At 74.1% G+C, this 22,219-nt stretch carries 18 protein-coding genes; 3 read left to right on the top strand and 15 right to left on the bottom strand.

Annotated elements, in window-relative coordinates; genetic code table 11:
* Positions 1 to 84 precede the first annotated feature (84 nt).
* Entirely contained in the window at positions 85 to 1,929 is a 1,845-nt protein-coding gene (gene aspS / locus DMP15_RS14590; RefSeq protein WP_073574668.1) for an aspartate--tRNA ligase, read from the bottom strand.
* 58 nt (positions 1,930 to 1,987) lie between these two features.
* A complete protein-coding gene (locus DMP15_RS14585) occupies positions 1,988 to 3,988 on the bottom strand; it encodes an intein-containing Rv2578c family radical SAM protein (RefSeq protein WP_139282728.1) in 2,001 nt (666 codons plus the stop codon).
* 109 nt (positions 3,989 to 4,097) lie between these two features.
* On the opposite strand from DMP15_RS14585, the gene DMP15_RS14580 reads away from it, so the two are divergent.
* Positions 4,098 to 5,621, top strand: coding sequence for a YibE/F family protein (locus DMP15_RS14580; protein WP_337826028.1), 1,524 nt, complete (start codon positions 4,098 to 4,100; stop codon positions 5,619 to 5,621).
* Between the two features lie 16 nt (positions 5,622 to 5,637).
* Here the strand turns inward: DMP15_RS14580 and DMP15_RS14575 are convergent, their stop codons facing one another.
* From DMP15_RS14575 to DMP15_RS14560, 4 genes are all read right to left on the bottom strand, one after another.
* The gene (locus tag DMP15_RS14575; protein ID WP_073574666.1) at positions 5,638 to 6,507 is read right to left on the bottom strand and encodes a dioxygenase family protein; all 870 of its coding nucleotides are present in this window, start codon (positions 6,505 to 6,507) and stop codon (positions 5,638 to 5,640) included.
* Complete coding sequence (locus DMP15_RS14570) at positions 6,504 to 7,301, bottom strand: citryl-CoA lyase (protein WP_100877597.1); 798 nt, start codon at positions 7,299 to 7,301, stop codon at positions 6,504 to 6,506. Before DMP15_RS14570 ends, DMP15_RS14575 begins: the two co-directional genes overlap by 4 nt.
* Positions 7,298 to 8,449 carry a CaiB/BaiF CoA transferase family protein gene (locus tag DMP15_RS14565; protein WP_073574664.1) on the bottom strand — a complete coding sequence of 384 codons (1,152 nt, stop codon included), beginning with the start codon at positions 8,447 to 8,449 and terminating at the stop codon, positions 7,298 to 7,300. Before DMP15_RS14565 ends, DMP15_RS14570 begins: the two co-directional genes overlap by 4 nt.
* Before the next feature lie 74 nt (positions 8,450 to 8,523).
* Positions 8,524 to 9,333 carry an IclR family transcriptional regulator domain-containing protein gene (locus tag DMP15_RS14560; RefSeq protein WP_073574663.1) on the bottom strand — a complete coding sequence of 270 codons (810 nt, stop codon included), beginning with the start codon at positions 9,331 to 9,333 and terminating at the stop codon, positions 8,524 to 8,526.
* 128 nt (positions 9,334 to 9,461) lie between these two features.
* Between DMP15_RS14560 and DMP15_RS14555 the strand changes: the two genes are divergently transcribed.
* Positions 9,462 to 10,883 carry an amidohydrolase family protein gene (locus tag DMP15_RS14555; protein WP_161151822.1) on the top strand — a complete coding sequence of 474 codons (1,422 nt, stop codon included), beginning with the start codon at positions 9,462 to 9,464 and terminating at the stop codon, positions 10,881 to 10,883.
* Here the strand turns inward: DMP15_RS14555 and DMP15_RS14550 are convergent, their stop codons facing one another.
* Both DMP15_RS14550 and hisS read right to left on the bottom strand, forming a co-directional pair.
* Positions 10,884 to 11,423 (bottom strand): class I SAM-dependent methyltransferase, encoded by a 540-nt coding sequence (locus DMP15_RS14550; protein ID WP_073574662.1) that lies wholly within the window; start codon positions 11,421 to 11,423, stop codon positions 10,884 to 10,886. It abuts the gene before it with no gap.
* 7 nt (positions 11,424 to 11,430) lie between these two features.
* Entirely contained in the window at positions 11,431 to 12,732 is a 1,302-nt protein-coding gene (gene hisS, locus DMP15_RS14545; protein ID WP_174565858.1) for a histidine--tRNA ligase, read from the bottom strand.
* A gap of 137 nt (positions 12,733 to 12,869) precedes the next feature.
* On the opposite strand from hisS, the gene DMP15_RS14540 reads away from it, so the two are divergent.
* Positions 12,870 to 13,715, top strand: a complete 846-nt coding sequence (locus DMP15_RS14540; RefSeq protein WP_073574661.1) for a peptidylprolyl isomerase — start codon at positions 12,870 to 12,872, stop codon at positions 13,713 to 13,715.
* A 42-nt stretch (positions 13,716 to 13,757) separates the two neighbouring features.
* Here the strand turns inward: DMP15_RS14540 and DMP15_RS14535 are convergent, their stop codons facing one another.
* The 7 genes from DMP15_RS14535 to ruvA form a co-directional block, all read right to left on the bottom strand.
* The gene (locus DMP15_RS14535; RefSeq protein WP_073575273.1) at positions 13,758 to 16,043 is read right to left on the bottom strand and encodes a RelA/SpoT family protein; all 2,286 of its coding nucleotides are present in this window, start codon (positions 16,041 to 16,043) and stop codon (positions 13,758 to 13,760) included.
* Positions 16,044 to 16,164: 121 nt separating this feature from the next.
* Positions 16,165 to 16,740, bottom strand: a complete 576-nt coding sequence (locus tag DMP15_RS14530) for an adenine phosphoribosyltransferase (protein ID WP_073574660.1) — start codon at positions 16,738 to 16,740, stop codon at positions 16,165 to 16,167.
* Positions 16,737 to 17,891, bottom strand: a complete 1,155-nt coding sequence (gene secF / locus DMP15_RS14525) for a protein translocase subunit SecF (protein WP_073574659.1) — start codon at positions 17,889 to 17,891, stop codon at positions 16,737 to 16,739. The genes DMP15_RS14530 and secF overlap by 4 nt, the downstream gene beginning before the upstream one ends.
* The gene (gene secD / locus DMP15_RS14520; protein ID WP_337826027.1) at positions 17,888 to 19,633 is read right to left on the bottom strand and encodes a protein translocase subunit SecD; all 1,746 of its coding nucleotides are present in this window, start codon (positions 19,631 to 19,633) and stop codon (positions 17,888 to 17,890) included. The genes secF and secD overlap by 4 nt, the downstream gene beginning before the upstream one ends.
* Positions 19,634 to 19,785: 152 nt before the next feature.
* Positions 19,786 to 20,160, bottom strand: a complete 375-nt coding sequence (gene yajC, locus DMP15_RS14515) for a preprotein translocase subunit YajC (protein WP_073574657.1) — start codon at positions 20,158 to 20,160, stop codon at positions 19,786 to 19,788.
* Between the two features lie 351 nt (positions 20,161 to 20,511).
* Positions 20,512 to 21,591, bottom strand: coding sequence for a Holliday junction branch migration DNA helicase RuvB (ruvB, locus tag DMP15_RS14510; RefSeq protein WP_073574656.1), 1,080 nt, complete (start codon positions 21,589 to 21,591; stop codon positions 20,512 to 20,514).
* The gene (gene ruvA / locus DMP15_RS14505) at positions 21,588 to 22,193 is read right to left on the bottom strand and encodes a Holliday junction branch migration protein RuvA (RefSeq protein WP_337826026.1); all 606 of its coding nucleotides are present in this window, start codon (positions 22,191 to 22,193) and stop codon (positions 21,588 to 21,590) included. Before ruvA ends, ruvB begins: the two co-directional genes overlap by 4 nt.
* Positions 22,194 to 22,219: the final 26 nt, after the last annotated feature.

Genomic DNA, 22,219 nt, shown 5'->3' with positions numbered 1-22,219 from the left:
TGGCCCACCCCGGGTTGGGCGTCGAGGACGCTGCGGACCTTCGACCGTCCGCCCGGGTGGGCAGACCACCCGCAGGTGCAGCGCCTACGCGGCCGGGCCGGGCTTCTCCGGGGCACCGCCGCCGGTCTCCCCGGGGCGGCCGGGCGCCGACCCGCCGGGCGCGGGCGCCGTCGGCTTCGCGTCGACGCCCGCCTCCTTGCGCTGCGCGGCGGTGATCGGCGCGGGGGCCTGGGTGAGCGGGTCGAACCCGCCGCCGGTCTTCGGGAACGCGATGACCTCGCGGATCGAGTCGACGCCGGCGAGCAGCGCGGTGATCCGGTCCCAGCCGAACGCGATCCCGCCGTGCGGCGGCGGACCGAACGAGAAGGCGTCGAGCAGGAAGCCGAACTTCTCCTGTGCCTCCTCCGCGGACAGGCCCATGATCTCGAAGACCCGCTTCTGCACGTCGGCCGAGTGGATACGGATCGAGCCGCCGCCGATCTCGTTGCCGTTGCAGACGATGTCGTAGGCGTAGGCCAGGGCGTTGCCCGGGTCCTTCTCGAAGGTGTCGATCCACTCCGGGGTCGGAGAGGTGAACGCGTGGTGCAGCGCGGTCCACGCACCGCCGCCGACGGCGACGTCGTCGGTGTCGGCGGCCGACTCGAACAGCGGCGCGTCGACGATCCAGACGAACGACCAGGCCGAGGAGTCGATCGCACCGGTCCGCCGGGCGATCTCGCCCCGGGCCGCGCCCAGCAGCGCGCGGGCCTCGGTGGGCTTGCCGGCGGCGAAGAAGATGCAGTCGCCGGGGTGCGCGCCGACGGCCTCGGCCAGGCCGGACCGCTCGGCCTCGGACAGGTTCTTGACCACGGGGCCGCGCTCGTCGACCTGCCCGTCCTCACCGATCAGCACGTAGGCCAGGCCGCGGGCGCCGCGCTGCTTGGCCCACTCCTGCCAGCCGTCGAGCACCTTGCGGGGCTGCGACGCCCCGCCCGGCATGACGACCGCGCCGACATAGGGGTTCTGGAAGACCCGGAACCCGGTTCCCGCGAAGTACGACGTGAGCTCGGTGAGCTCGATGTCGAAGCGCAGGTCGGGCTTGTCCGAGCCGTAGCGGGCCATCGCCTCGGCGTAGGGCATCCGGCGGATCGGGGTCTCGATCTCGTACCCGACGAGGCGCCACAGCGCGGTGAGGACCTTCTCGGCGAGTGCGATGACGTCGTCCTGCTCGACGAAGCTCATCTCGATGTCGAGCTGGGTGAACTCCGGCTGGCGGTCGGCGCGGAAGTCCTCGTCGCGGTAGCAGCGCGCGATCTGGTAGTACCGCTCCAGCCCGCCGACCATGAGCAGCTGTTTGAACAGCTGCGGGCTCTGCGGCAGCGCGTACCAGGAGCCGGGGCGCAGCCGCGCCGGGACGACGAAGTCGCGCGCGCCCTCGGGGGTGGACCGGGTCAGGGTCGGCGTCTCGACCTCGATGAAGTCCTCCGCGGCCAGCACGTCGCGGGCGGCCTTGTTCACGTCGCTGCGCAGCTTCATCGCCGCGGCGGGCCCGGAACGACGCAGGTCGAGGTAGCGGTGGGAGAGCCGGATCTCCTCGCCGACGCCGGTGTGCTCGTCGATCGGGAACGGCAGCGGCGCCGACTCCGACAGGACGGTCAGCTCGGTGACCGTGACCTCGATGTCGCCGGTCGGCAGGTCGGAGTTCTCGTTGCCCGCGGGCCGGCGGACGACCTCGCCGACGACCTGGATGCAGAACTCGGAGCGCAGCCGGTGGGCCCGCTCGGCCATCTCGCCCTCGCGGAACACGACCTGGGCCGATCCGGAGCGGTCCCGCAGGTCGATGAAGATCACGCCGCCGTGATCGCGGCGGCGGGCCACCCATCCGGCGAGGGTCACGGTCTGGCCGGCGTTCTCGGCACGCAGCGTGCCGACGGGGTGGGTTCGCATCACGGCGGTCAAGGCTATCGGCATCCCCCGGGCCGTCTGCCACCAGGTTTCCGGCGGGTTCTCAGAGCAGGCTCAGCTGCCCGTCCCCGGGCTCCGCAGCCCGCGGCGACGCGACCGGCTGCCGGGTCCACCCCGGGTCGCGCGGGTTCGGCTCGGGCCGGTCCAGGCCGTGCCGGGCCAGCAGCGGGGCGACCCGCCGGGCCAGGGTCCCGCGGTAGTCCCGGGTGGCGTAGGCCCCGCCGCGGTAGAGCCGCTCGTAGCGCGGCAGCAGCGCGGGGTGGGTCCGCCCCAGCCAGGCCAGGAACCACTCCCGGGCCCCGGGACGCAGGTGCAGGGCGAGCACCGTGGCCCGGCTCGCCCCGGCGGCGGCGATCTCCGCCAGCAGGGCGTCGAGGGCTTCGGTGGAGTCGGTCAGCCACGGCAGCACCGGGGCCACCATGACCCCGCAGGGCAGGCCGGCGTCGGTGATCCGCCGGACGAGGTCGAGGCGGGCCCGCGGGCTCGGGGTGCCCGGCTCGAGGTGCGACTGCAGCTCCCGGTCCAGCAGCGCGATCGACACCCCGGTGCCGACGCGGACGTCGGCGTTCGCGGCCGCGAGCTGCGGCAGGTCCCGGCCCAGCACGGTGCCCTTGGTGAGGACGGAGAACGGCGTGCCGGAGCGGGCCAGCGCGGTGATCACCCCGGGCATCAGCCGGTAGCGGCCCTCCGCCCGCTGGTAGGGGTCGGTGTTGGTGCCCATCGCGACGTGCTCGCGCCGCCACGACGGCCGGGCCAGCTCCCGCTCCAGCACCCGCGCGACGTTCACCTTGACCACGATCTGGGAGTCGAAGTCCGCGCCCGCGTCGAGGTCGAGGTAGGTGTGGGTGTTGCGGGCGAAGCAGTTGTGGCTGACCACCCCGGCGGCGACGAAGTCCCCCGTACCGGTGGTGATGTCGACCATCGGGCGGAGGGTGCCGGTGTCGCGGACCGCCACGACCCGCGGCGCTCCCCCGGGCGGCTCCTCGACACGGGCACCGCCGACGTCGCGCACCCGGGCCACGGCCGGGTCGGTCACCGCGACCAGCCGCAGCTGCTCGGCGACCCCGCCCAGCACCCGCAGCGCCCGCACCCCGGGCCGGGCCGACGGCTCGGAGGCCACGCGGAACCCGAGCCGGCGCAGCGCGTCGACGCAGGCCCGGGCGAGCTCCTCGTCGCCGGGCACGATCCGCAGCACCCCGGCGGAGACCTCACCACAGGCGTCGACGATCCCGCCGACGAAACCGGCCGTCCAGCCGCGGGCGGGCCGCTGCGGCCAGGCCGCCGGCGACGGGGCGGGCGCCGCGAGCATCCCGGCGGCCACGAGCGCCGGCCGTGCGGTCAGCAGATGGTGGGCGCGGGCGAGCGCCTCCAGCTCGACCCAGCCGGTCGGGAACGGCTCGGCCCGCACCCGGCCGCGCACCGCGTCGGCCCGGACCAACCCGCAGAGCCAGCCCTCGGCGTATCCGTCGGGCCGGGCCCCGCCCGGGACCGCGGCGGCACCGGGCCCGACCAGCGCCGTCTCCGGGCCCAGGTGCGGCCGGTCCGCGGAGGCCCGGCAGCGCCCCGGGCGCACGTGCGCCCAGCCGGAGGTGGTGAGGAAGCGGTGCTCGGCGGAGGTGACGAGCCGCGTGCCGTCGTCGAGGGTCACCTCCTGGGCGCGGCGCCGCGTCGACCAGCGCGCGAGCACCGGGGTGCGGACGAAGCGGCGCCGACCGCCGCCGTCGGCGACGGTGCCGACCACCTCGTCACCCGGGCGCAGCTCCCCGATCGGCCGCGACCGGCCGTCCGCGGTGAGCACCGGGGTCTCCGGGACGAGGCAGTAGGTGCACGCGTGCGAGCAGCCGCGGTAGGGGTTGACCGTCCAGCCGAACGGCACCGGCGACGACGACGGCACCCGGTTCAGCACCGAGCGCGCCTCGACCTCGTGGAACACCGTGTCCGCGAACCCCGGCGTGCGCACCGAGCGCAGCAACCCCCGCATCCCCGGCAGCGCCGTCGCGTTCCCGACACCGTCCGCCCCGACCTGCTGTCCGTTCCATCGCACCGAGTCAGTCGAACACAAGTTCGAACGCCGGACAACCGGTCGTCGCCGGGCGGTCGCGTCCGGGCGAACGGCAGCCCGCAGGTCGAAGATCGTTTGCAAGGATGCGGAGGTGCCCCCGCCTCCGCCCGTCCCGCGCGACCCGTCCGCCCCCGACGGCGGGCGTCCCGCCGCCCCGCGGACGGGTGGGCGGCGGCGCGCCGAGGACCGACCCCCGGGCGCCTCGGGCGGGCACCGGCTCCCGGGTGGCGAACCGGCGCGGCACCGGGCCCGCCACGCTCCGGCCCCGCGCCGTCCGGCCCCCGTGGAGAACCGCCCCGGGTCCGCACCGGCGGGCGGCGCGGCGGCGGACCCCGCCGACGGCGCCGAGACCGGTCCGATCCCCCACCCCGGGCACCCGGGCGGCTGGGGCGACTGCCCCGGCCAGGCCGACCTCGATGCCACACCCGGCCCGCCGGCCCCGCCCGCCCCCGGCCGGGGACACGGGCACGGGCACGGACACGGCGCCGCGTCCCCGGCCGGGCGACGGGTGCGCAGGCTGCTGGTCGCCCTGCTCGTGCCGTGCGTACTCGCGACGCTCGCCGGGGTGGCCCTGCTGTGGCCGGGGGCGACCCCGGTCCCGGAGATCCCACCCACCCAGCAGGTGCACGGCACGGTCACCGCGGTGCAGGTCGCGGACTGCTCCCCCGGCGCCGGGGACCGTCGCTGCACCGGGGTGACGGTCGCGCTGTCCGACGGGCCGCGCGCCGGGCGGGACCTGGTGCAGCTGGTGCCGAACGAGCCGTCGACGCCGCGGTTCGCGGTGGGCGACCCGGTCACGCTGTCCTGGTCGGGCGCGAACCCCGACGACGCGGGCTCCTACCAGCTCGTGGACTTCCAGCGCGGCGCCCCGCTGGGGTGGCTGGCGGCGGCGTTCGCGCTGGCCGTCGTGGTGCTCGGGCGGCTGCGCGGGTTCGCGGCACTGGTCGGCCTGGCGCTGAGCTTCGTGGTCCTCCTGTGGTTCGTGCTGCCGGCGATCCTGTCCGGCGGCTCGCCGCTCGCGGTCGCCGTCACCGGCGCCTGCCTGATCATGTTCGTGGTGCTGTACCTGACCCACGGGTTCACCGCGCGGACCTCGTGCGCGGTGCTCGGCACGCTGGCCTCGCTCGCCCTGATCGGGGTGCTGGGCTACCTGTTCACCGTCACCTCGCGGCTCACCGGGCTCGACGACACCACCGCCACGCTGATCGGCACGCTCGGCCCCGGGGTACCGATCGACCCGCGCGGCCTGGTGCTGGCCGGACTGGTGATCGGCGCGCTCGGGGCGCTCGACGACGTCACCGTCACCCAGGCCTCCGCGGTGTGGGAGCTGGGCGCGGCGAACCCCGAGCTGGGTGTGCGCGAGCTGTTCGCGGCCGGGATGCGGATCGGGCGCGACCACGTCGCGTCCGCGGTGAACACCCTGGTGCTGGCCTACGCCGGCGCCGCGCTCCCGCTGCTGCTGCTGTTCACGGTGGCGGCGGGCGGCGTGACCCAGGTGCTCACCAGCCAGGACGTGGCGACCGAGATCGTGCGGACCCTGGTGGGCAGCATCGGGCTGGTCGCCGCCGTCCCGGTGACGACCGGGCTGGCCGCACTCGTCGTCGGCCGGCGCTGAGTCCCGGTCCGGCGACCTATCCGGCGGGCTGGAGCACGAAGTCGTAGCGGGCCTCGTACCAGGGCACCTCGCTGTGCCCGCCGTCCGGTGTGGGGCCGGGCTCGCGGCGGGTGAAGCCGACGACGAGTTCGCGCTTGACCCCGAACACGACGTCGGAGTCGAGGAACTCGGCGCCCTCCCGGAACAGGTGGGTGATCAGCGGCTCGTAGCCGGGCACGGCCAGCAGGAAGTGGATGTGGGCGGGCCGCATCGGGCTGATGTCGGTGCGCGAGACGAGGTCGCCGACGGGCCCGTCCATCGGGATGGCGTAGCCGAGCGGGGCGATGGTGCGCAGGCAGTAGCCGCCGTCGTCGCCGGTGGTGTACTTCGCGCGCAGCCGGGCCTCGTCGACGTCGAGCTGGGCCTCGTAGGTGCCGTCGGCGTCGGACTGCCAGACGTCGAGGACGGCTCCGGTCACCGGGGTGCCGTCGAGCGCGCGGACGCTGCCGTGCACGAACAGAGGGTCGCCGGGCAGCCCGTCGGACATGTCCTCGCCGGAGGCCTTCTCCGGGGAGCCGTCGATGTGGAACGGGCCCAGCACCGTCGCCGGGGTGGCGGCCGGGTCGAGCCGGTGGTTCTGCTGGACGACGAGCATGGACAGCCCGAGCACGTCGGAAGCGAGGATGAACTCCTCGCGCTTGTCGTCGGAGATCTGCCCGGTTGCGGTCAGCCAGCGCACCGCGGCCATCCACTCGTCCTCGGTGAGGTGGGTCTCGCGGGCGAAGTCGTGCAGGTGGCGCACCAGGGCGGTCATCAGCTCGGCGGTGCGCGGGTCGTGCGCGGTCGCCCAGCGCGCGACGGCGGCGTCGGTGATCGTGTCCTCGGTGACGGTGGTGGGCTGCGTCATCGCAGGTCTCCCTCGGGCTGGTACGGGTCGGGGTCGACGGACCGGTTGTGCAGGTCCACGGACAGAAAGATGTCGTTGGCGACGGGGTGGCGCAGCTCCTCGGCGAGCTGGCCGATCAGGCCCGCGGTGCGGGCGAGCAGGGCGAAGCCGCGCAGCAGCTCCAGCGGCAGGCCGAGGTCGGCCAGCGCGGCGCCGCAGACGCCGGCGCCGTTGAGCGGCAGCGTCCGTCCGAGCACCTGCGGGTGCACCCGGCCGATCGCGGCGAACAGCCTCAGGTGCGGGCCGGTCAGCCCCTCCTCGGCGGCGAGGGTGAACAGCCGCGGGGTGCGGGGGTCGCCGTCCTTGTGGACGTGGTGGCCGAGGCCCGGCACGAACCGCTTCGCCGCCCGCTGGGCGGTGACGATCTCCAGCGCGACGGCGTCCCAGCCGTCGTCGGTGGTCGGGCGCTCGACGGGCAGGTGGTCGTGCAGGAACCGGCCGCAGTCCTCGGTGACGCCGAGGAAGCGTGACCCGCCGCCGAGCAGCCCGGCGGCCAGCGCGCCCTGCACCGAGTCCGGCGCCGACAGGTGGGTGAGCCGGGTGACGATCGCGGTCGGGGTGAACCCGTGGTCGGCCAGCGCGGCGAGGACGGCCTCGAACACCCGGGTCTCACCGGGGGTGGGGCGACGCTGGGTGGCGAGCCAGAACGCGAGCTCGCCGAACCCGACCTTCCCCATGACGTCGTCGGCGAGGTCGTGGCCGAGCAGGGTGATGGCGTCCTTCGACGAGGCGCCCAGGGCGGTGGGGTAGGTCATGAGTCGAGCCATTTCCGCAGGTCGGCGCCGTGCTCGTCGAGCCGCGGCGGAGGGAGCCGGTAGACGGCCGGGGTGGCGGAGAACCGGACCGGGTGCCGGGTGGTGGGCACCGCGCGGTCCCCCTCCCCGACCGTGACGACGGGATCGAGCCCGAAGCGCTCGGCCATCGCGAACCCGCCGTCGATGGTCTGGATCGGCCCGGACGGCACGCCGGCGGCGGTGAGCAGCTCGAACCACTCGACGGCCCCCCGGGTCGCGAGCCGCTCCTCCAGCAGCGGGCGCAGCTCCTCCCGGTTGACCGTGCGGTCGGCGTTGCGGGCGAAGCGGGGGTCGTCGGCGAGGCCGGGCACCTCGAGCACGCCGCAGAGCTTGCGGAACTGGGCGTCGTTGCCGGCGGCGACGATGAGGTCGTCGTCGGCGGTGGGCATCGGCTCGTAGGGGAACACCGAGGGGTGGGCGTTGCCCATCCGGTAGGGCACCGTCCCGCCCGCGACCCAGGCGGAGCTGTGGTTGACCAGCCCGGTCAGCGCGGAGGACAGCAGGTTGACCTCGACGTGCTGGCCGGCGCCGGTGCGGTCGCGGTGGCGCAGCGCGGCGAGGACGCCGATCGCGGCGTGGTTGCCCGCCATCACGTCGAACACCGAGATCCCGGCCCGGTACGGCGGCCCGTCCGGGTCGCCGGTGAGGCTCATCAGCCCGGACATCGCCTGCACCATGAGGTCGTAGCCGGGGACGTGCGCGCCCGCACCGGAGCCGAACCCGGAGATCGAGGCGTAGACGACACCGGGGTTGTCGGCGGCGACGGAGGCGTGGTCCAGCCCGAAGCGGGCCATCCCGCCGGGCCGCAGGTTCTCGATGACGACGTCGGCGCGGCGGGCGAGCTCGCGGGCCGCGGCGAGATCGCCGGGGTCGCGCAGGTCGAGCGCGATCGACCGCTTCCCCCGGTTGATGCCGAGGTAGTAGGTGGCCTCGCCGTCGCGCTCGGGCGGGGTCCAGGTGCGGGTGTCGTCGCCCGCCGGTCCCTCGACCTTGATGACGTCGGCGCCCATGTCCGCCAGCAGCATCGTCGCGTACGGCCCGGCCAGGATCCGGGAGAAGTCGGCGACGAGTACGCCGTCGAGCGGCCCGCCGGTTCCGGGTTCCGCCATCGGTGTCCCTCCGAAGTGATCGCTGTGCGGACGAGTGTCCGCCAGACGATCGTGACCCCGGGCGCGGGCGGCGGTCAAGCCGTGGCCGACACCGTCACGTGCGGCGCGGAGGCGAGCCGGGCGAAGTCGGCGCTGATGTCGCCCGCGGCCTGCAGCAGCAGCGGCAGATGGTGTTCGAGCAGGGTCTCCAGCGAGGTCTCCGCGGCGTGGCAGTTGACGTTGACCCCGGCGACGACCCGGCCCTCGCCGTCGCGCAGCGGGGCGGCGACCGAGCGGATGCCCGGGGCGAGCTGCTCGTCGGTCAGCGCCCAGCCGCGGGCCCGGACCTCGCGCAGCTCGGCGTCGCGCTCGGCGGGCGCCGGGGCGTGCCGCGGGGTCAGCCCGGAGCGCGACGGCTCGGCCAGCACCCGTTCCAGCTCCTCGGGGGCCAGCGCGGCGAGCTGCACCTTCCCCAGCGACGTCGACGCGGCCGGGAACCGCGTCCCGATCTGCACCGACAGCGCGACGATCTTGGGCACAGCGACCCGCGCGACGTAGACGATGTCGCTGCCGTCGAGCTGGGCGATCGAGCACGACTCGTGGGTCCGCGCGACGAGTCGCTCCAGGTGCGGCCGGGCGACGTCCCACAGCCCGGTCGACCGGACGTAGGCGACGCCCAGGTCCAGCACCCGCGGGGTCAGGGCGTAGCCGCGCTCGCCGGAGCGGACGTAGCCGAGCTCGGTGAGGGTGAGCAGCACCCGGCGCACGGTCGGGCGGGCGAGCCCGGTCGCGCCGGCCAGGTCGGCGAGGGTCATCTCCGCCCGTCCGGGCCGGAAGGCGGTGATCACCTCGAGACCGCGGGCGAGCGCCTCGATGAAGTCCGGGCCGGTCCCGTCGCGTGCCATGGGCCCACGGTAGCCGGACACCCCCGCGACCCGGCCGTTGACAGCACAAGAAGGGTGCGCGACAGTGACCGCCGTCCGTGCGATGTCCGCACAGCGGACGCCTGTCCGCAGAATCGAGGAGTGCGTCGATGAGCGTCGTCTTCCGCAACGGGACCGTCCTGACGGTGGACGCGGGCCGGACGGTCCTGTCCGGCCACGACGTCCTGGTGACCGGTGACCGGATCGCCGCGGTCGGGGTCGGTCTGGAGGTGCCCGAGGGCACCGAGGAGGTCGACGCGACCGGCGGTATCGTGATGCCGGGCATGGTCGACACCCACCGGCACATGTGGCAGACCTCGCTGCGCGGGTACGGCGCCGACTGGACGCTCACCCAGTACTTCGTCTGGAACTACCTGGAGTGGGGCAGGATCTTCCGCCCGGAGGACATCCACGCGGGGAACCTGCTCGCCGCGCTGGAGGCCCTCGACGCGGGCGTCACCACCACCGTCGACTGGTCGCACGGCCTGCAGACCCCGCAGCACGCCGACGCCGCCGTCGACGCCCTGACCTCCACCGCGGGCCGGTTCGTGCTCGCCTACGGCAACATCCACGACGCCCCCGCGAACTGGACCGCCGACCCCGGGTTCCGCGAGTTCGTGTCGCGGCGCATCACCCCCGGCGACGACATGCTCGGCTTCCAGCTCGCCTTCGACGTCACCGGTGACCCCGCGTTCCCCGAGCGCCCCGCGTTCGAGGTGGCCCGCGAGCTCGGCGTCGGCGTCACGACGCACGCCGGGGTGTGGGGCGCGACCAACGACGACGGCGTCCGGCTCATGCACGAGCACGGCTTCGCCGGGCCGGACACCGTCTACGTGCACGCCGCGACCCTGTCCGCCGACTCCTACCACCGGATCGCCGCGACCGGCGGCTCGGTGTCGGTGTCCACCGAGAGCGAGCAGAGCGCCGGTCAGGGCTACCCGCCCACCTGGGCGCTGCGCGAGCACGGGATCCCGGTGTCGCTGTCGATGGACACCTCGATGTGGTGGAGCGCGGACCTGTTCTCGGCGATGCGCACCACGCTGGGCGCCGACCGATCTCGCGAGCACCTGGAGGCACACGCGCGCGGGGACACCGTCACCCACTCGTCGCTGCGGGCCGAACAGGTCGTGGAGTGGGCGACCCGCGGCGGGGCCCGCGCGATCGGACGCGAGTCCGATCTCGGCTCGGTCGAGGTCGGCAAGAAGGCCGACCTGGTGCTCTTGCGCAACGACCACTCACCGGTGTCGTTCCCGCTGCTGAACCCGCACGGTCACGTCGCGTTCCAGGCCCAGCGCGGCGACGTGCACACCGTGCTCGTGGACGGGCGCGTGGTGAAGCGCGACGGGCGCCTGGTCGACGTCGACCTCGCCGCCGCGCGGACCTCGGTCACCGCCACCGTCGAGCACCTGCGCGCCACGATGGGCGAGGCGGCCTGGCAGGCCGGGATGAACCCCGAGATCCCCGAGACCAAGGTCCTCGACAATCCCTACACCTACACCGACTACCGCAGCGCGGCCACGCACGGCGGCTGATCAGGCGGGGAGGCGGGCGACCAGGTGCGCCTCCCCGTTGCCCTCGCCGTGGGCGAGGACCTCGAGGCCGGCGAACGCGGCGGTCAGCTCACCGGGCACCGCCCGGAACGGGCCGCCCGCGTCGCCGACCTCGGACAGCACCGTGACCACCAGCAGCCCGCCCGGCGCGAGCGCGGCACGCAGCGCCGGGTAGAGCGCCGGGTCGCGGAACCGCTGGCAGACGACGACGTCGTAGCGGTCGTCGTCGCGGGGGAAGCCGGCGTCGAGGTCGGCCTCCACCCAGCGCACCCGTACGTCGTGGGCGGCGGCCAGCCCGGCGCCCGCGGCGAGCCCGGCCGGGGACACGTCGACGGCGACGACGTCGAGTCCCTGCATCGCCAGCCACACCGCGACCGCGCCGCGCCCGCAGGCCACGTCCAGCGCCCGGCCCGAGGACGGGAGCAGGTCCGTGCGCCCGCGCAGCGCGTCCGGCGGGAGCGGCGACCCGGCCCCCGCGGCGGTGTGCCGGGCGTCCCAGCGTTCGCGGTCCGAGGCCGCCACCGCGGCCTCAGCCCGCCAGGGCGGTCACGACGGCGTCGGTGACCGCGTCCAGCGGGACGTCCTGCTGCTCGCCCGAGACGAGGTCCTTGAGCCCGACGGTGCCGTTCTCCAGGTCCCGGTCCCCCAGGACCAGCGCGAACCGTGCGCCGGACCGGTCGGCGGACTTCATCGCGCCCTTGAGCCCCCGGCCGCCGTAGGCCAGGTCGACCCGCAGGCCCCGGGCCCGCAGCTGCGCGGCGACCACGACCAGGCGGCGCTGCGCGGCGGCGCCGAGGGACACCCCGAACACCTCGACGCGGGCGTCCGACCAGGGCTGCACACCTTCGGCGCGGCAGGCGAGCAGCGTGCGGTCGACGCCGATGCCGAACCCGACGCCGGACAGCTCGGGGCCGCCGAGGGTCGCCATCAGGCCGTCGTAGCGGCCGCCACCACCGATGCCGGACTGCGCGCCGAGGCCGTCGTGGACGAACTCGAAGGTGGTCTTGGTGTAGTAGTCCAGGCCGCGGACCATGCGCGGGTTCGGTGTGTAGGCGACGCCGAGGTCGTCGAGGTGGGCGAGCACCCGGGCGTGGTGGTCGGCGGCGGCGTCGGACAGGTGGTCCATCAGCAGCGGCGCGTCGGCCATCGCGGCGCGGACCTCGGGGCGCTTGTCGTCGAGCACGCGCAGCGGGTTGATCTCCGCCCGGGCCCGGGTCGCCTCGTCGAGGTCGAGCCCGGCCAGGAACTCCTGCAGCCGCTCCCGGTAGGCCGGCCGGCACTCGGCGTCGCCGAGCGAGGTGATCTCCAGCCGGTAGCCGGTCAGGCCGAGGGCCTTGAAGCCCTCGTCGGCGATCGCGATGACCTCGGCGTCCAGGCCTGCGTCGTCCACCCCGATCGCCTCGACGCCGACCTGCTGGAGTTGCCGGTAGCGCCCGGCCTGGGGCCGCTCGTAGCGGAAGAAGGGGCCCGCGTAGCGGAGCTTGACCGGCAGGCCCTGCTTGTCGAGGTTGTGCTCGATCACCGAGCGGACCACACCGGCGGTGCCCTCGGGGCGCAGCGTCACCGAGCGGTCGCCGCGGTCGGCGAAGGTGTACATCTCCTTGGAGACGACGTCGGTGGACTCCCCCACCCCGCGGGCGTAGAGGCCGGTGTCCTCGAACACGGGCAGCTCGATGTGGCCGTACCCGGCGCGCTCGGCGGCGGCGGCGAGGGTGTCCCGCACGTGCACGAACCCGGCCGAGGACGGCGGGAGGTACTCGGGGATGCCCTTCGGCGCGGCGAACGGCTCGGGCCTGCGGGCCCGGCCCACCTGCGGCTCGGTGGCGGTCACGGTTGCTGCACGTCCTCTCCGGGGATCATGTCGGGGGTCCTCCCAGCCTAGAACCGGTGTCTCTCAGCTTTCTCCCCAGGTCGCCCCGATACCCTCACCGCGCGTACGAGTGATCAAGTCAGGGAGTTGGGCGGGACGTGGCGACGAACGAGCAGCGCCGGGAGGCGGCCAAGCGCAAGCTGGAGGCGCAGCAGGCCCACCGGGCGCAGCGGCAGCAGCAGCGCAAGCGGAACACGACGATCGCGGCCGTCGTGACGGTGCTGGTCGTGGTGCTGGCCGCGGTCGGGGTGTACGCGCTGACCTCGGCCTGGGGCGGTTCCGACGACGCCGGGCAGAGCGCCGCGGCGCCCGCCGGGGACGGCCCGGACACCGCCGGTCGGCCGACGGTGCCGCTGCCCACGCGCCCGACGGCCCTGCCGGCGTCGGTGGACTGCACCTACCCGACGTCCCCCGAGCCCGCCTCGAAGCCGGTGAACCCGCCGGCGGCCGGCTCCACCCCGGCCCAGGGGACGGTCACGGCGGATCTGCAGACCAGCGCGGGCCCGATCGACCTGACGCTCGACCGCGGCCTGGCGCCGTGCACGGTCAAGAGCTTCGAGAGCCTGGCGCGGCAGGGCTACTTCGACGGGACCTCCTGCCACCGGCTGACGACCAGCCCCGGCCTGCAGGTGCTCCAGTGCGGTGACCCGAGCGGCAGCGGGCGCGGCGGCCCCGGCTACTCGTTCGCCGACGAGGTGTTCCCCGGTCTCACCTACGGCCGCGGGCTGCTCGCGATGGCCAACGCCGGCCCGGACACCAACGGCAGCCAGTTCTTCATGATCTACGGCGACGCCCAGCTGCCGCCGAGCTACACCGTGTTCGGCTCCATCGGCTCCGAGGGCCTCGCGACGCTGGACAAGGTCGCCAGGGGCGGCGAGTCCGCCGGCTCCGGTGACGGCGCGCCGAGCATTCCGGTCGAGATCCAGCGCACCGCACTCGGCTGACCGGCCCCCCGGTCCGCCCCTGGGTGGTGGGGCGGGCCGGGGTCAGGCCGCGCTGGTGACCCGGTAGACGTCGTAGACGCCCTCGATGTTGCGCACCGCCTGGAGCAGGTGCCCGAGGTGCTTCGGGTCGCCCATCTCGAAGGAGAACCGGGAGATCGCGACGCGGTCGCGGGAGGTGGTCGTCGTCGCCGAGAGGATGTTGACCTTCTCGTCGGCCAGGACCTTCGTGACGTCGGACAGCAGCCGGTGCCGGTCGAGCGCCTCGACCTGGATGGCGACCAGGAAGACCGACTCCGGCGACACCGACCAGGTCACGTCGACCAGCCGCTCCTCGCGCGCGGTGAGGTCCCCGGCGTTGGTGCAGTCGGTGCGGTGCACGCTGATCCCGCCGCCGCGGGTGACGAACCCGAGGATCTCGTCGCCCGGCACCGGGGTGCAGCAGCGGGCGAGCTTGATGTACAGGTCACCGAGGGCCTGCCCGTCCTCGCCGCTGACGACGACGCCGGCGTTGCCCGACGGACGCCGGTGGCGGACCGTCGACGGCGTCGCCCGCTCGGCGAGCTCCTCCTCGGCCTCCTCCTCGCCGCCGAACCACGCGACGAGGCGCTGCACGACGTGCTGGGCGCTGGCCTGGTGCTCGCCGACGGCGGCGTAGAGCGCGGAGACGTCGGAGTAGTGCATCTCCCGGGCGAGCGCGGACATCGCGTCGCCGGAGATGAGCCGCTGCAGCGGCATCCCGGTGCGGCGGGCCTCCCGGGTGATGGCCTCCTTGCCCTCCTCGACGGCCTCCTCGCGGCGCTCCTTGGCGAACCACTGCTTGATCTTGGCCTTGGCCCGCGGGGACTTCGCGATCTGCAGCCAGTCCCGCGACGGCCCGGCGTCCTCGGCCTTCGAGGTGAAGATCTCGACGACGTCGCCGGAGGACAGCTGCCGCTCCAGGGCGACGAGCTTGCCGTTGACCCGGGAGCCGATGCAGCGGTGCCCGACCTCGGTGTGCACGGCGTACGCCAGGTCGATCGGGGTGGAGCCGGTGGGCAGGGTGACGACGTCACCCTTCGGGGTGAAGACGAAGATCTCCCGCGCGGCGAGGTCGAAGCGCAGCGAGTCGAGGAACTCGCCGGGGTCGGCGGCCTCCCGCTGCCAGTCGAGCAGCTGGCGCATCCACGCCATCTCCTCGACCTCGACCTCCTTGTTGCCGCCGCCCTTGACCTCCTTGTACCGCCAGTGCGCGGCGATGCCGTACTCGGCGGTGCGGTGCATGGCATGGGTGCGGATCTGCACCTCGAGGGGCTTGCCGTCCGGCCCGATCACCGTGGTGTGCAGCGACTGGTAGACACCGAACCGGGGCTGGGCGATGTAGTCCTTGAACCGGCCGGGCATCGGCTGCCACAGGGCGTGCACCATGCCGATCGCGGCGTAGCAGTCGCGCACCTCGTCGACGAGCACCCGGACCCCGACGAGGTCGTGGATGTCGTCGAAGTCGCGGCCCTTGACGATCATCTTGCGGTAGATCGAGTAGTAGTGCTTCGGTCGGCCCTCGACCTTGGCCGGGATCCGCGCGGAGTCCAGCTGCGCGGACACCTCGTCGATGACCTGGCGCAGGTAGGTGTCGCGCGACGGCGCACGGTCGGCGACCAGTCGGACGATCTCCTGGTACTTCTTGGGCTGCAGGATCGCGAAGGACAGGTCCTCCAGCTCCAGCTTCACCGTGGCCATGCCGAGGCGGTGCGCGAGCGGGGCGAACACCTCGAGGGTCTCGTTGGCCTTCTTGACCTGCTTCTCCGGGCGCAGGAAGCGCATCGTGCGCATGTTGTGCAGCCGGTCGGACAGCTTGATGACCAGCACCCGCGGGTCCCGGGCCATCGCGACGACCATCTTGCGGATCGTCTCGGCCTCCGCGGCGGTGCCGAACTCGACCTTGTCGAGCTTGGTGACGCCGTCGACGAGGTGCGCGACCTCGTCGCCGAAGTCGGCGCGCAGCCGCTCCAGGGAGTAGTCGGTGTCCTCGACGGTGTCGTGCAGCAGGGCCGCGACCAGCGTCGTGGTGTCCATGCCCAGCTCGGCCAGGATCGTGGAGACGGCGAGCGGGTGGGTGATGTAGGGGTCCCCGGACTTGCGGGTCTGCCCGTCGTGCTTGTCCTCGGCGACGTCGTAGGCGCGCTGGAGCAGCACCAGGTCGGCCTTGGGGTGCAGCGAGCGGTGGACCGCGGCGAGCGGCTCCAGCACCGGGGTCACGATGGCGACGCGCTGCGGCGTCATCCGCCGGGCGATGCGGGCACGGACACGGCGGGTCGCGGACGGGCGCGGCGGTTCGTCGTCGGGCGTCAGCGGGCGCGTGGCCGGATGGGCGCTGGTCCGGTCGACCTCGGTCACCGCACCTCCTGCTCGTGCTCGGTGGCGGGAAGGGTCCTGGGTCCGAGGATAGTCCGCGAATCGGGGCCCGTCGTGGTCAGGCGTTCAGCAGGGCGTCGATCCGCAGGTCACCCAGCTTCGCCCGGCCGTCCAGTGCGGCCAGCTCCAGCAGCGTGCCGAACCCGACGACCTCGGCTCCGGCGTCGGCCAGCAGGGCGCAGGCGGCCGCGGCGGTGCCGCCGGTGGCGAGCACGTCGTCGACCACGTAGACCCGCGTGCCCGGCTCGACGACCCCGGCCGGCAGCTCCAGGGTGGCGCTGCCGTACTCCAGGTCGTAGCTGCGCGACGCGGCGACCGCGGGCAGCTTGCCCGCCTTGCGGACCGGCACGGTACCGACCCCGGCGACGAGCGCGACGGCGGCGCCGAGCAGGAACCCGCGCGCCTCCACCCCGATCACCAGGTCCGCCTCGCCCGCGTTGGCGGCCAGCTCGGTGGTGACGGTCGCGAAGGACTCCCCGTGCGCCAGCACCGGGGTGATGTCACGGAACAGCACCCCGGGCTGCGGGTAGTCGGGTACCGAGCGGACCAGCTCGGCGACCCGGAGCAGGTCGTCCGCGGAGTCCCCGGTGATTCCGGGCCCGACCCGGATGCCGTCGACCTGTGCCCCGCTCATCCGCGACGCCGTCCGGTCTTGCCGGTCGGGCGGGCGCCGGGACGCGGGGCGGCGGGTGCGGAGGAGCTCACGGCGGCGAGGGTATCGGTGGCCGGATCGTCCTCGACGTCCGAGTCCGTCCCGCCCCGGCCGGCCGCGCGGGCTCGACGCGCCTCGACCCGGGCGGCCTGGTCGCGGACCCGCTTGTCGCGCAGCTTGATGTCGACCAGGACCGGGGTCGCCAGCAGCAGCGACGAGACGACACCGATGATCATGCCGACCAGCTGCACCAGTGCCAGGTCGGCCAGGGTGCCGACTCCGAGCAGACCGACACCGATCACGAGCAGGCCGAGCACCGGCAGGATCGCGATGAGCGAGGTGTTCATCGACCGCATCAGCGTCTGGTTCAGCGCGAGGTTCGCGGCCTCGGCGTAGGTGCGCCGGGTCAGCTTCAGCAGCCCGCGGGAGTTCTCCCGGACCTTGTCGAACACGACGACGGTGTCGTAGAGCGAGAACCCGAGGATGGTGAGCAGGCCGATCACGGTGGCCGGGGTGACCTCCAGCCCGATGATCGAGTACACCCCGGCGGTCACGACGATGTCATTGACGAGCGCGATCAGCGCCGCGGCGGCCATCGCCCGCTCGAAGTAGAACGCCAGGAACAGCGTGACCAGGACGATGAACACCGCCAGCGCGATCAGCGCCTGCGTGGTGACCTCGCCGCCCCAGGTGCCCGAGACCTGCGAGTCGCTGATCGAGGCGGCACTGGGGGCGCCGTCCGCGCCGAGCGGCTGCAGCTGGGTGAACAGCGCCTCGCGCAGCGGCACGAGCTGCTCGGGGGTCAGCGGCTCGGACTGCAGCACGATCGACGCGGCGTCGCCGGACCCGACGGACTGGGTGACCTCGGGCGCGAAGCCGATCACGCCTTCGTAGACCCGGTCGACCTGCTGGGTGCTGATCGCGCCGTTCGCCCCGGTGGCGGGCAGCTGGATCTGGGAGCCGCCGGTGAAGTCGATGCCGAGGTTGAAGCCCCGGAACACCAGCGAGAGCAGGCACACGGCGATGAGCACGCCGAAGCCGATGTACCAGGTCCTGCGGCGGCCGATGATGTCGACGTTCGCGGTGCCGGTGGTGAGCCGGGTCCAGCCCGACAGCGACTCGGGGTTCGTCATGCGCCCGCTCCCTTCCCGGTGGTGGCCGCGCGCCTGCCGACGGCCGGCTTCGCACGGCGGTGCCGCGACCCGATCCGGTCGACCGCGCCGAGCCCGGACAGCCCGGGCCTGCCCAGCGACGTCGACCGGGAGATGAGCACGACCAGCGGGAACGTCACGAGGAACACGACGACGAGGTCGAGGACCGTGGACATGCCCAGGGTGAACGCGAAGCCGCGGACCTCGCCGACGGCGAGGATGTAGAGCACCGCGGCGGCGAGGAAGCTGACCGCGTCGGCGGTGAGGATCGTGCGCCGCGCCCGCTCCCAGGACCGCGGGACGGCCGAGCGGAAGGTGCGGCCCTCGCGCATCTCGTCCTTGAGCCGTTCGAAGAAGATCACGAACGAGTCGGCCGTGATGCCGATGGCGATGATGAACCCGGCGACGCCCGCAAGGTCCAGGGTGAACCCGATCCAGCGCCCGAGCAGGATCAGCACCGCGTAGACGACCAGGCCGGACAGGGCCAGCGACAGGATCGTCAGGATGCCGAGCAGGCGGTAGTAGAACAGGCAGTAGGCGAACACCAGCACCAGGCCGACGGCGCCGGCGATGAGCCCGGCCTCCAGCGAGGCCAGCCCGAGGCTGGCCGAGACGGTCTGGGCGTTGCCGGAGTCGAACGACAGCGGCAACGAGCCGTAGCGCAGCACCTGGGCGAGCTGCTGGGCCCGGTCCTGGTTGAACTGCCCCGAGATCTGGGTCTGCCCGAAGATCGGCTGGTTGATCGACGGGGCCGAGACGACGTCGCCGTCGAGGACGAACGCGACGTTCTTGCCGACGTTCTCGGTCGTGTACCGGCCCCAGGTGTCGGCGCCCTGCGGCTTGAAGGTCAGCCCGACCACCCAGCCGACGCCCTGCTGGTTCTGCTGGGCCTGGGCGGAGGCGATCTCGGTGCCCTCGAGGAACGACGGGCCGAGCAGGTACTTGTTCTGCCCGTCCTCGCTGCAGGCGACCAGCGGCCTGGTCGGGTCGTCGTAGCCCTGCAGGGGGTCCGGTGCGCCGCAGTTCAGCGACAGCAGCGCCTGCAGCTGGGTGGCCTGGTCGGTGCTCTGCCGGGTCTCGCGGAGCTTCGTGACCTCGGCGGCGACGCGCGGGTCGTCCGGCGCGAGCCCGCCCGGGCTCGGCGTCGGGGACGGCACGGGTGTCGGTGGCGGGTCCTGCAGCGGCGAGACCTGCGCGACCGGCGCGACGGAACGGCTCTGCTCGCCCATGCCCTGCGGCTGCGCCGGGGCGGGGCTCGCGGGGGCCTGGCTCGCGGGGGCCTGGCTGGACTGCGCGTCCTGGCCCGGCGCGGGCTGTTGCCCGGCGGCCTGGTTCGCGGGGACGGGGCCCTGCAGCACCTCGCGGAAGCGCAGCTGCGCGGTCTGGCCCAGGGAGCGGGCCTGCTCGCCGGCGTCGCCGGGGACGGTGATGACGATGTTGCTGCCGTCCAGCTGGACCTCGGCGCCGCTGACACCGAGCCCGTTGACGCGCTGCTCGATGATGTCCTGCGCCTGGATCAGCTGGTCACGCGGCGGTGGCTGCCCGTCGGTGGTGCGGGCGGTGAGCGTGACGCGGGTGCCACCCTGCAGGTCGATGCCCAGCTTCGGCGTGAGGTTGCCGCCCCCGGTGAGGAACACCAGTGCGTACAGCACCACGACGATGCCTGCGAAGGCCGTCAGGTAGCGCCAGGGGCGCACGTGCTGCTGCCCCGACGACGTTGCCACGTGATCGTTCTCCTGATCCGACTCGTGCGGCGGCCGCGGCCGGCCTCACGGTCGGTCGCCGTCCCACCGGGCCGGTGCGGCAGAGCCGCGGCCGGGCCCGGTACGGACGCCGAGGCCGCCGGAACGGGCCGCCCGGCCCGTTCCCGACGTGCTCAGTGGATCGTCGGCTTGTTCTCCGACGCGTCCTTGTCGGCCGGCTCGGCGACGGTCTCCTCCGTCGCCTCGTCGGTCGCGACCTTCTCCCGGATCGCCGCACGCAGCCAGGTGGTGACCACGCCCTCGGCGATCTCGAGGTCGATCGTGTCCTCGTACGAGGCGTCGACGATGGTGCCCCGCAGCCCGGACGTGGTGACGACGACGTCGCCGTCCTCCAGCGCCTGCTGCATCGCCTGCGTCTCCGCCATCTGCCTGCGCTGCTTGCGACCGTTCAGGAACAACGGCACGAACAGCAGCAGGATGATGAGGAACGGCAGCAGGGAGAAGATGCTCGAGCCGCCACCGGCCTGCTGGGCGAGGATTGAAGTCATCGTGCGGGGTCTCCGTCTCGTCTCGTAATCGTGAGTGTGCCAGCCGGGACCGACACCGACGGCCGGCCCCCTCCCGGAGGCGGACCGCTCGTCGCAGTGCGACGGGCCGAACGGCGTCACCCGGGCCCGCCGGCTGCCCGACACGCCCCGGAACGAGCCGGACGCCCGGATCGTTCCGGGGCGCCCGCATCAGGACGCCCGCCGGGCACGCGGTGTCCGGAGGACTCCGCGCGGTGTGCGGACACCAGGGTGCCCGTGGTCCCGGCCGGGCGGTGCCCGATCCGTTCGGTCCGTCCGGATCCTCCCATGTGTGACGGCCCGCGCACTCCGGTGCCCCGACGGCACGCCGGGTCAGAACAGCGGGTCGACCCGGTGCCCGGCCGGTGCGTCCGCGGGCGGGGCCAGCCCGAGGTGGGTCCAGGCCAGCGGGGTCGCGACCCGCCCGCGCGGGGTGCGGGCGATCATCCCGGCCCGCACCAGGTAGGGCTCGCAGACCTCCTCGACGGTCCCCGGCTCCTCCCCCACGGCGACGGCGAGGGTCGAGACGCCGACCGGGCCGCCGTGGAAGGAGCGGACCAGCGCGCCGAGCACGGCGCGGTCGAGCCGGTCGAGGCCGAGCTCGTCGACGTCGTAGACGGCCAGCGCGTCGCGGGCGACCTCCCGGGTGACCACGCCGTCCGCGCGGACCTCGGCGTAGTCGCGGACCCGGCGCAGCAGCCGGTTCGCCACCCGCGGGGTGCCGCGGCAGCGCCCGGCGATCTCGGCCGCGCCGTCCGCGCGCAGGTCGATGCCGAGGATCCCGGCGGCACGGCGGAGCACGCGGTCCAGCTCGGGGACGTCGTAGAACTCCATCTGCCCGGTGAACCCGAACCGGTCGCGCAGCGGACCGGTCAGCGACCCGGCCCGCGTCGTGGCCCCGACCAGGGTGAACGGTGCGACGTCGAGCGGGATCGAGGTGGCGCCCGGACCCTTGCCGACCACCACGTCGACCCGGAAGTCCTCCATCGCGAGATAAAGCATCTCCTCGGCGGGGCGGGCGGTGCGGTGGATCTCGTCGATGAACAGCACGTCGCCGGGCACGAGGTTGGACAGCATCGCGGCGAGGTCCCCCGCCCGCTCCAGCGCGGGGCCCGACGTCAGCCGGATCGCGGCGCCCATCTCCTGGGCGATGATCATGGCGAGGCTGGTCTTGCCGAGGCCGGGCGGGCCGGACAGCAGGATGTGGTCCGGCGGGTCGCCGCGGCGCCGCGCGCCCTCCAGCACCAGCTGCAGCTGCTCGCGGACCCGTGGCTGCCCCACGAACTCCTCGAGCGACCGGGGCCGCAGCGACGCCTCGACGTCGGTGTCCCCGGGCTGGACCCCGGTATCGACGGCCCGCTCGTCGAGATGTCCGTCGACCCCGGCGTAGGGGTCGGGGCCGGGGTCGGTCACCGCGACCTGCCGAGACTCGACAGCGCGGTCCGCAGCAGGTCCCGGGCGTCGGTGTCGGGGGCGTAGGCCAGCACCGCGTCCACGGCCTGCTCGGCCGGGCGCTGGGTGAAGCCGAGCCCGAGCAGCGCCTCGACGACCTGCTCGCGCACCCCGAGCACCGGGGCCGGCGCGGCCGCGACCGCACCCGCGGGCACCGCGACGGGCGCGGTCACCTTGTCGCGCAGTTCCACGACCAGGCGCTCGGCGCTCTTGCGCCCGACGCCGGGGATGCGGGTGAGCACGGCGAGGTCGCCGTCGGCGAGTGCGCGGCGCAGCGTGTCCGGCTCCAGCACCGCGATCGTGGCGAGCGCGAGCCGCGTCCCGATCCCGGACACCGTCTGCAGCAGCAGGAACAGCTCGCGTTCCTCGGCGTCGGCGAACCCGTAGAGAGTCAGGGAGTCCTCCCGCACCACCAGCGTGGTCGGCAGCCGGGCCTCCTCGCCGCGACGCAGCCCGCCCAGCGTGGCGGGCGTGGCGTACACCGCGAGCCCGACCCCGCCGACCTCGACGACGGCGTGGTCCAGCCCGATCCCCAGCACCGGACCGCGCACCGAGTGGATCACTGACAGGTCCCCCTCCCACGAACGAC

Origin of the sequence: Pseudonocardia sp. UM4_GMWB1 (assembly GCF_017312155.1) — a bacterium.
GTDB classification, from domain to species: domain Bacteria; phylum Actinomycetota; class Actinomycetes; order Mycobacteriales; family Pseudonocardiaceae; genus Pseudonocardia; species Pseudonocardia alni.
The sequence above is the reverse complement of the archived record's forward strand: the minus strand, read 5'-3'. Positions and strand labels throughout refer to the sequence as shown.

Bases quoted from the DNA above. Each gene is read 5' to 3' on its own strand.
- DMP15_RS14575 (WP_073574666.1), bottom strand. From the start codon at position 6,507: ATGACGCAGCCCACCACCGTCACCGAGGACACGATCACCGACGCCGCC.
- DMP15_RS14560 (WP_073574663.1), bottom strand. From the start codon at position 9,333: ATGGCACGCGACGGGACCGGCCCGGACTTCATCGAGGCGCTCGCCCGC.
- DMP15_RS14530 (WP_073574660.1), bottom strand. From the start codon at position 16,740: ATGAGCGGGGCACAGGTCGACGGCATCCGGGTCGGGCCCGGAATCACC.
- DMP15_RS14570 (WP_100877597.1), bottom strand. From the start codon at position 7,301: ATGACCTACCCCACCGCCCTGGGCGCCTCGTCGAAGGACGCCATCACC.
- secF (WP_073574659.1), bottom strand. From the start codon at position 17,891: ATGACGAACCCCGAGTCGCTGTCGGGCTGGACCCGGCTCACCACCGGC.
- yajC (WP_073574657.1), bottom strand. From the start codon at position 20,160: ATGACTTCAATCCTCGCCCAGCAGGCCGGTGGCGGCTCGAGCATCTTC.
- DMP15_RS14555 (WP_161151822.1), top strand. From the start codon at position 9,462: ATGAGCGTCGTCTTCCGCAACGGGACCGTCCTGACGGTGGACGCGGGC.
- DMP15_RS14565 (WP_073574664.1), bottom strand. From the start codon at position 8,449: ATGGCGGAACCCGGAACCGGCGGGCCGCTCGACGGCGTACTCGTCGCC.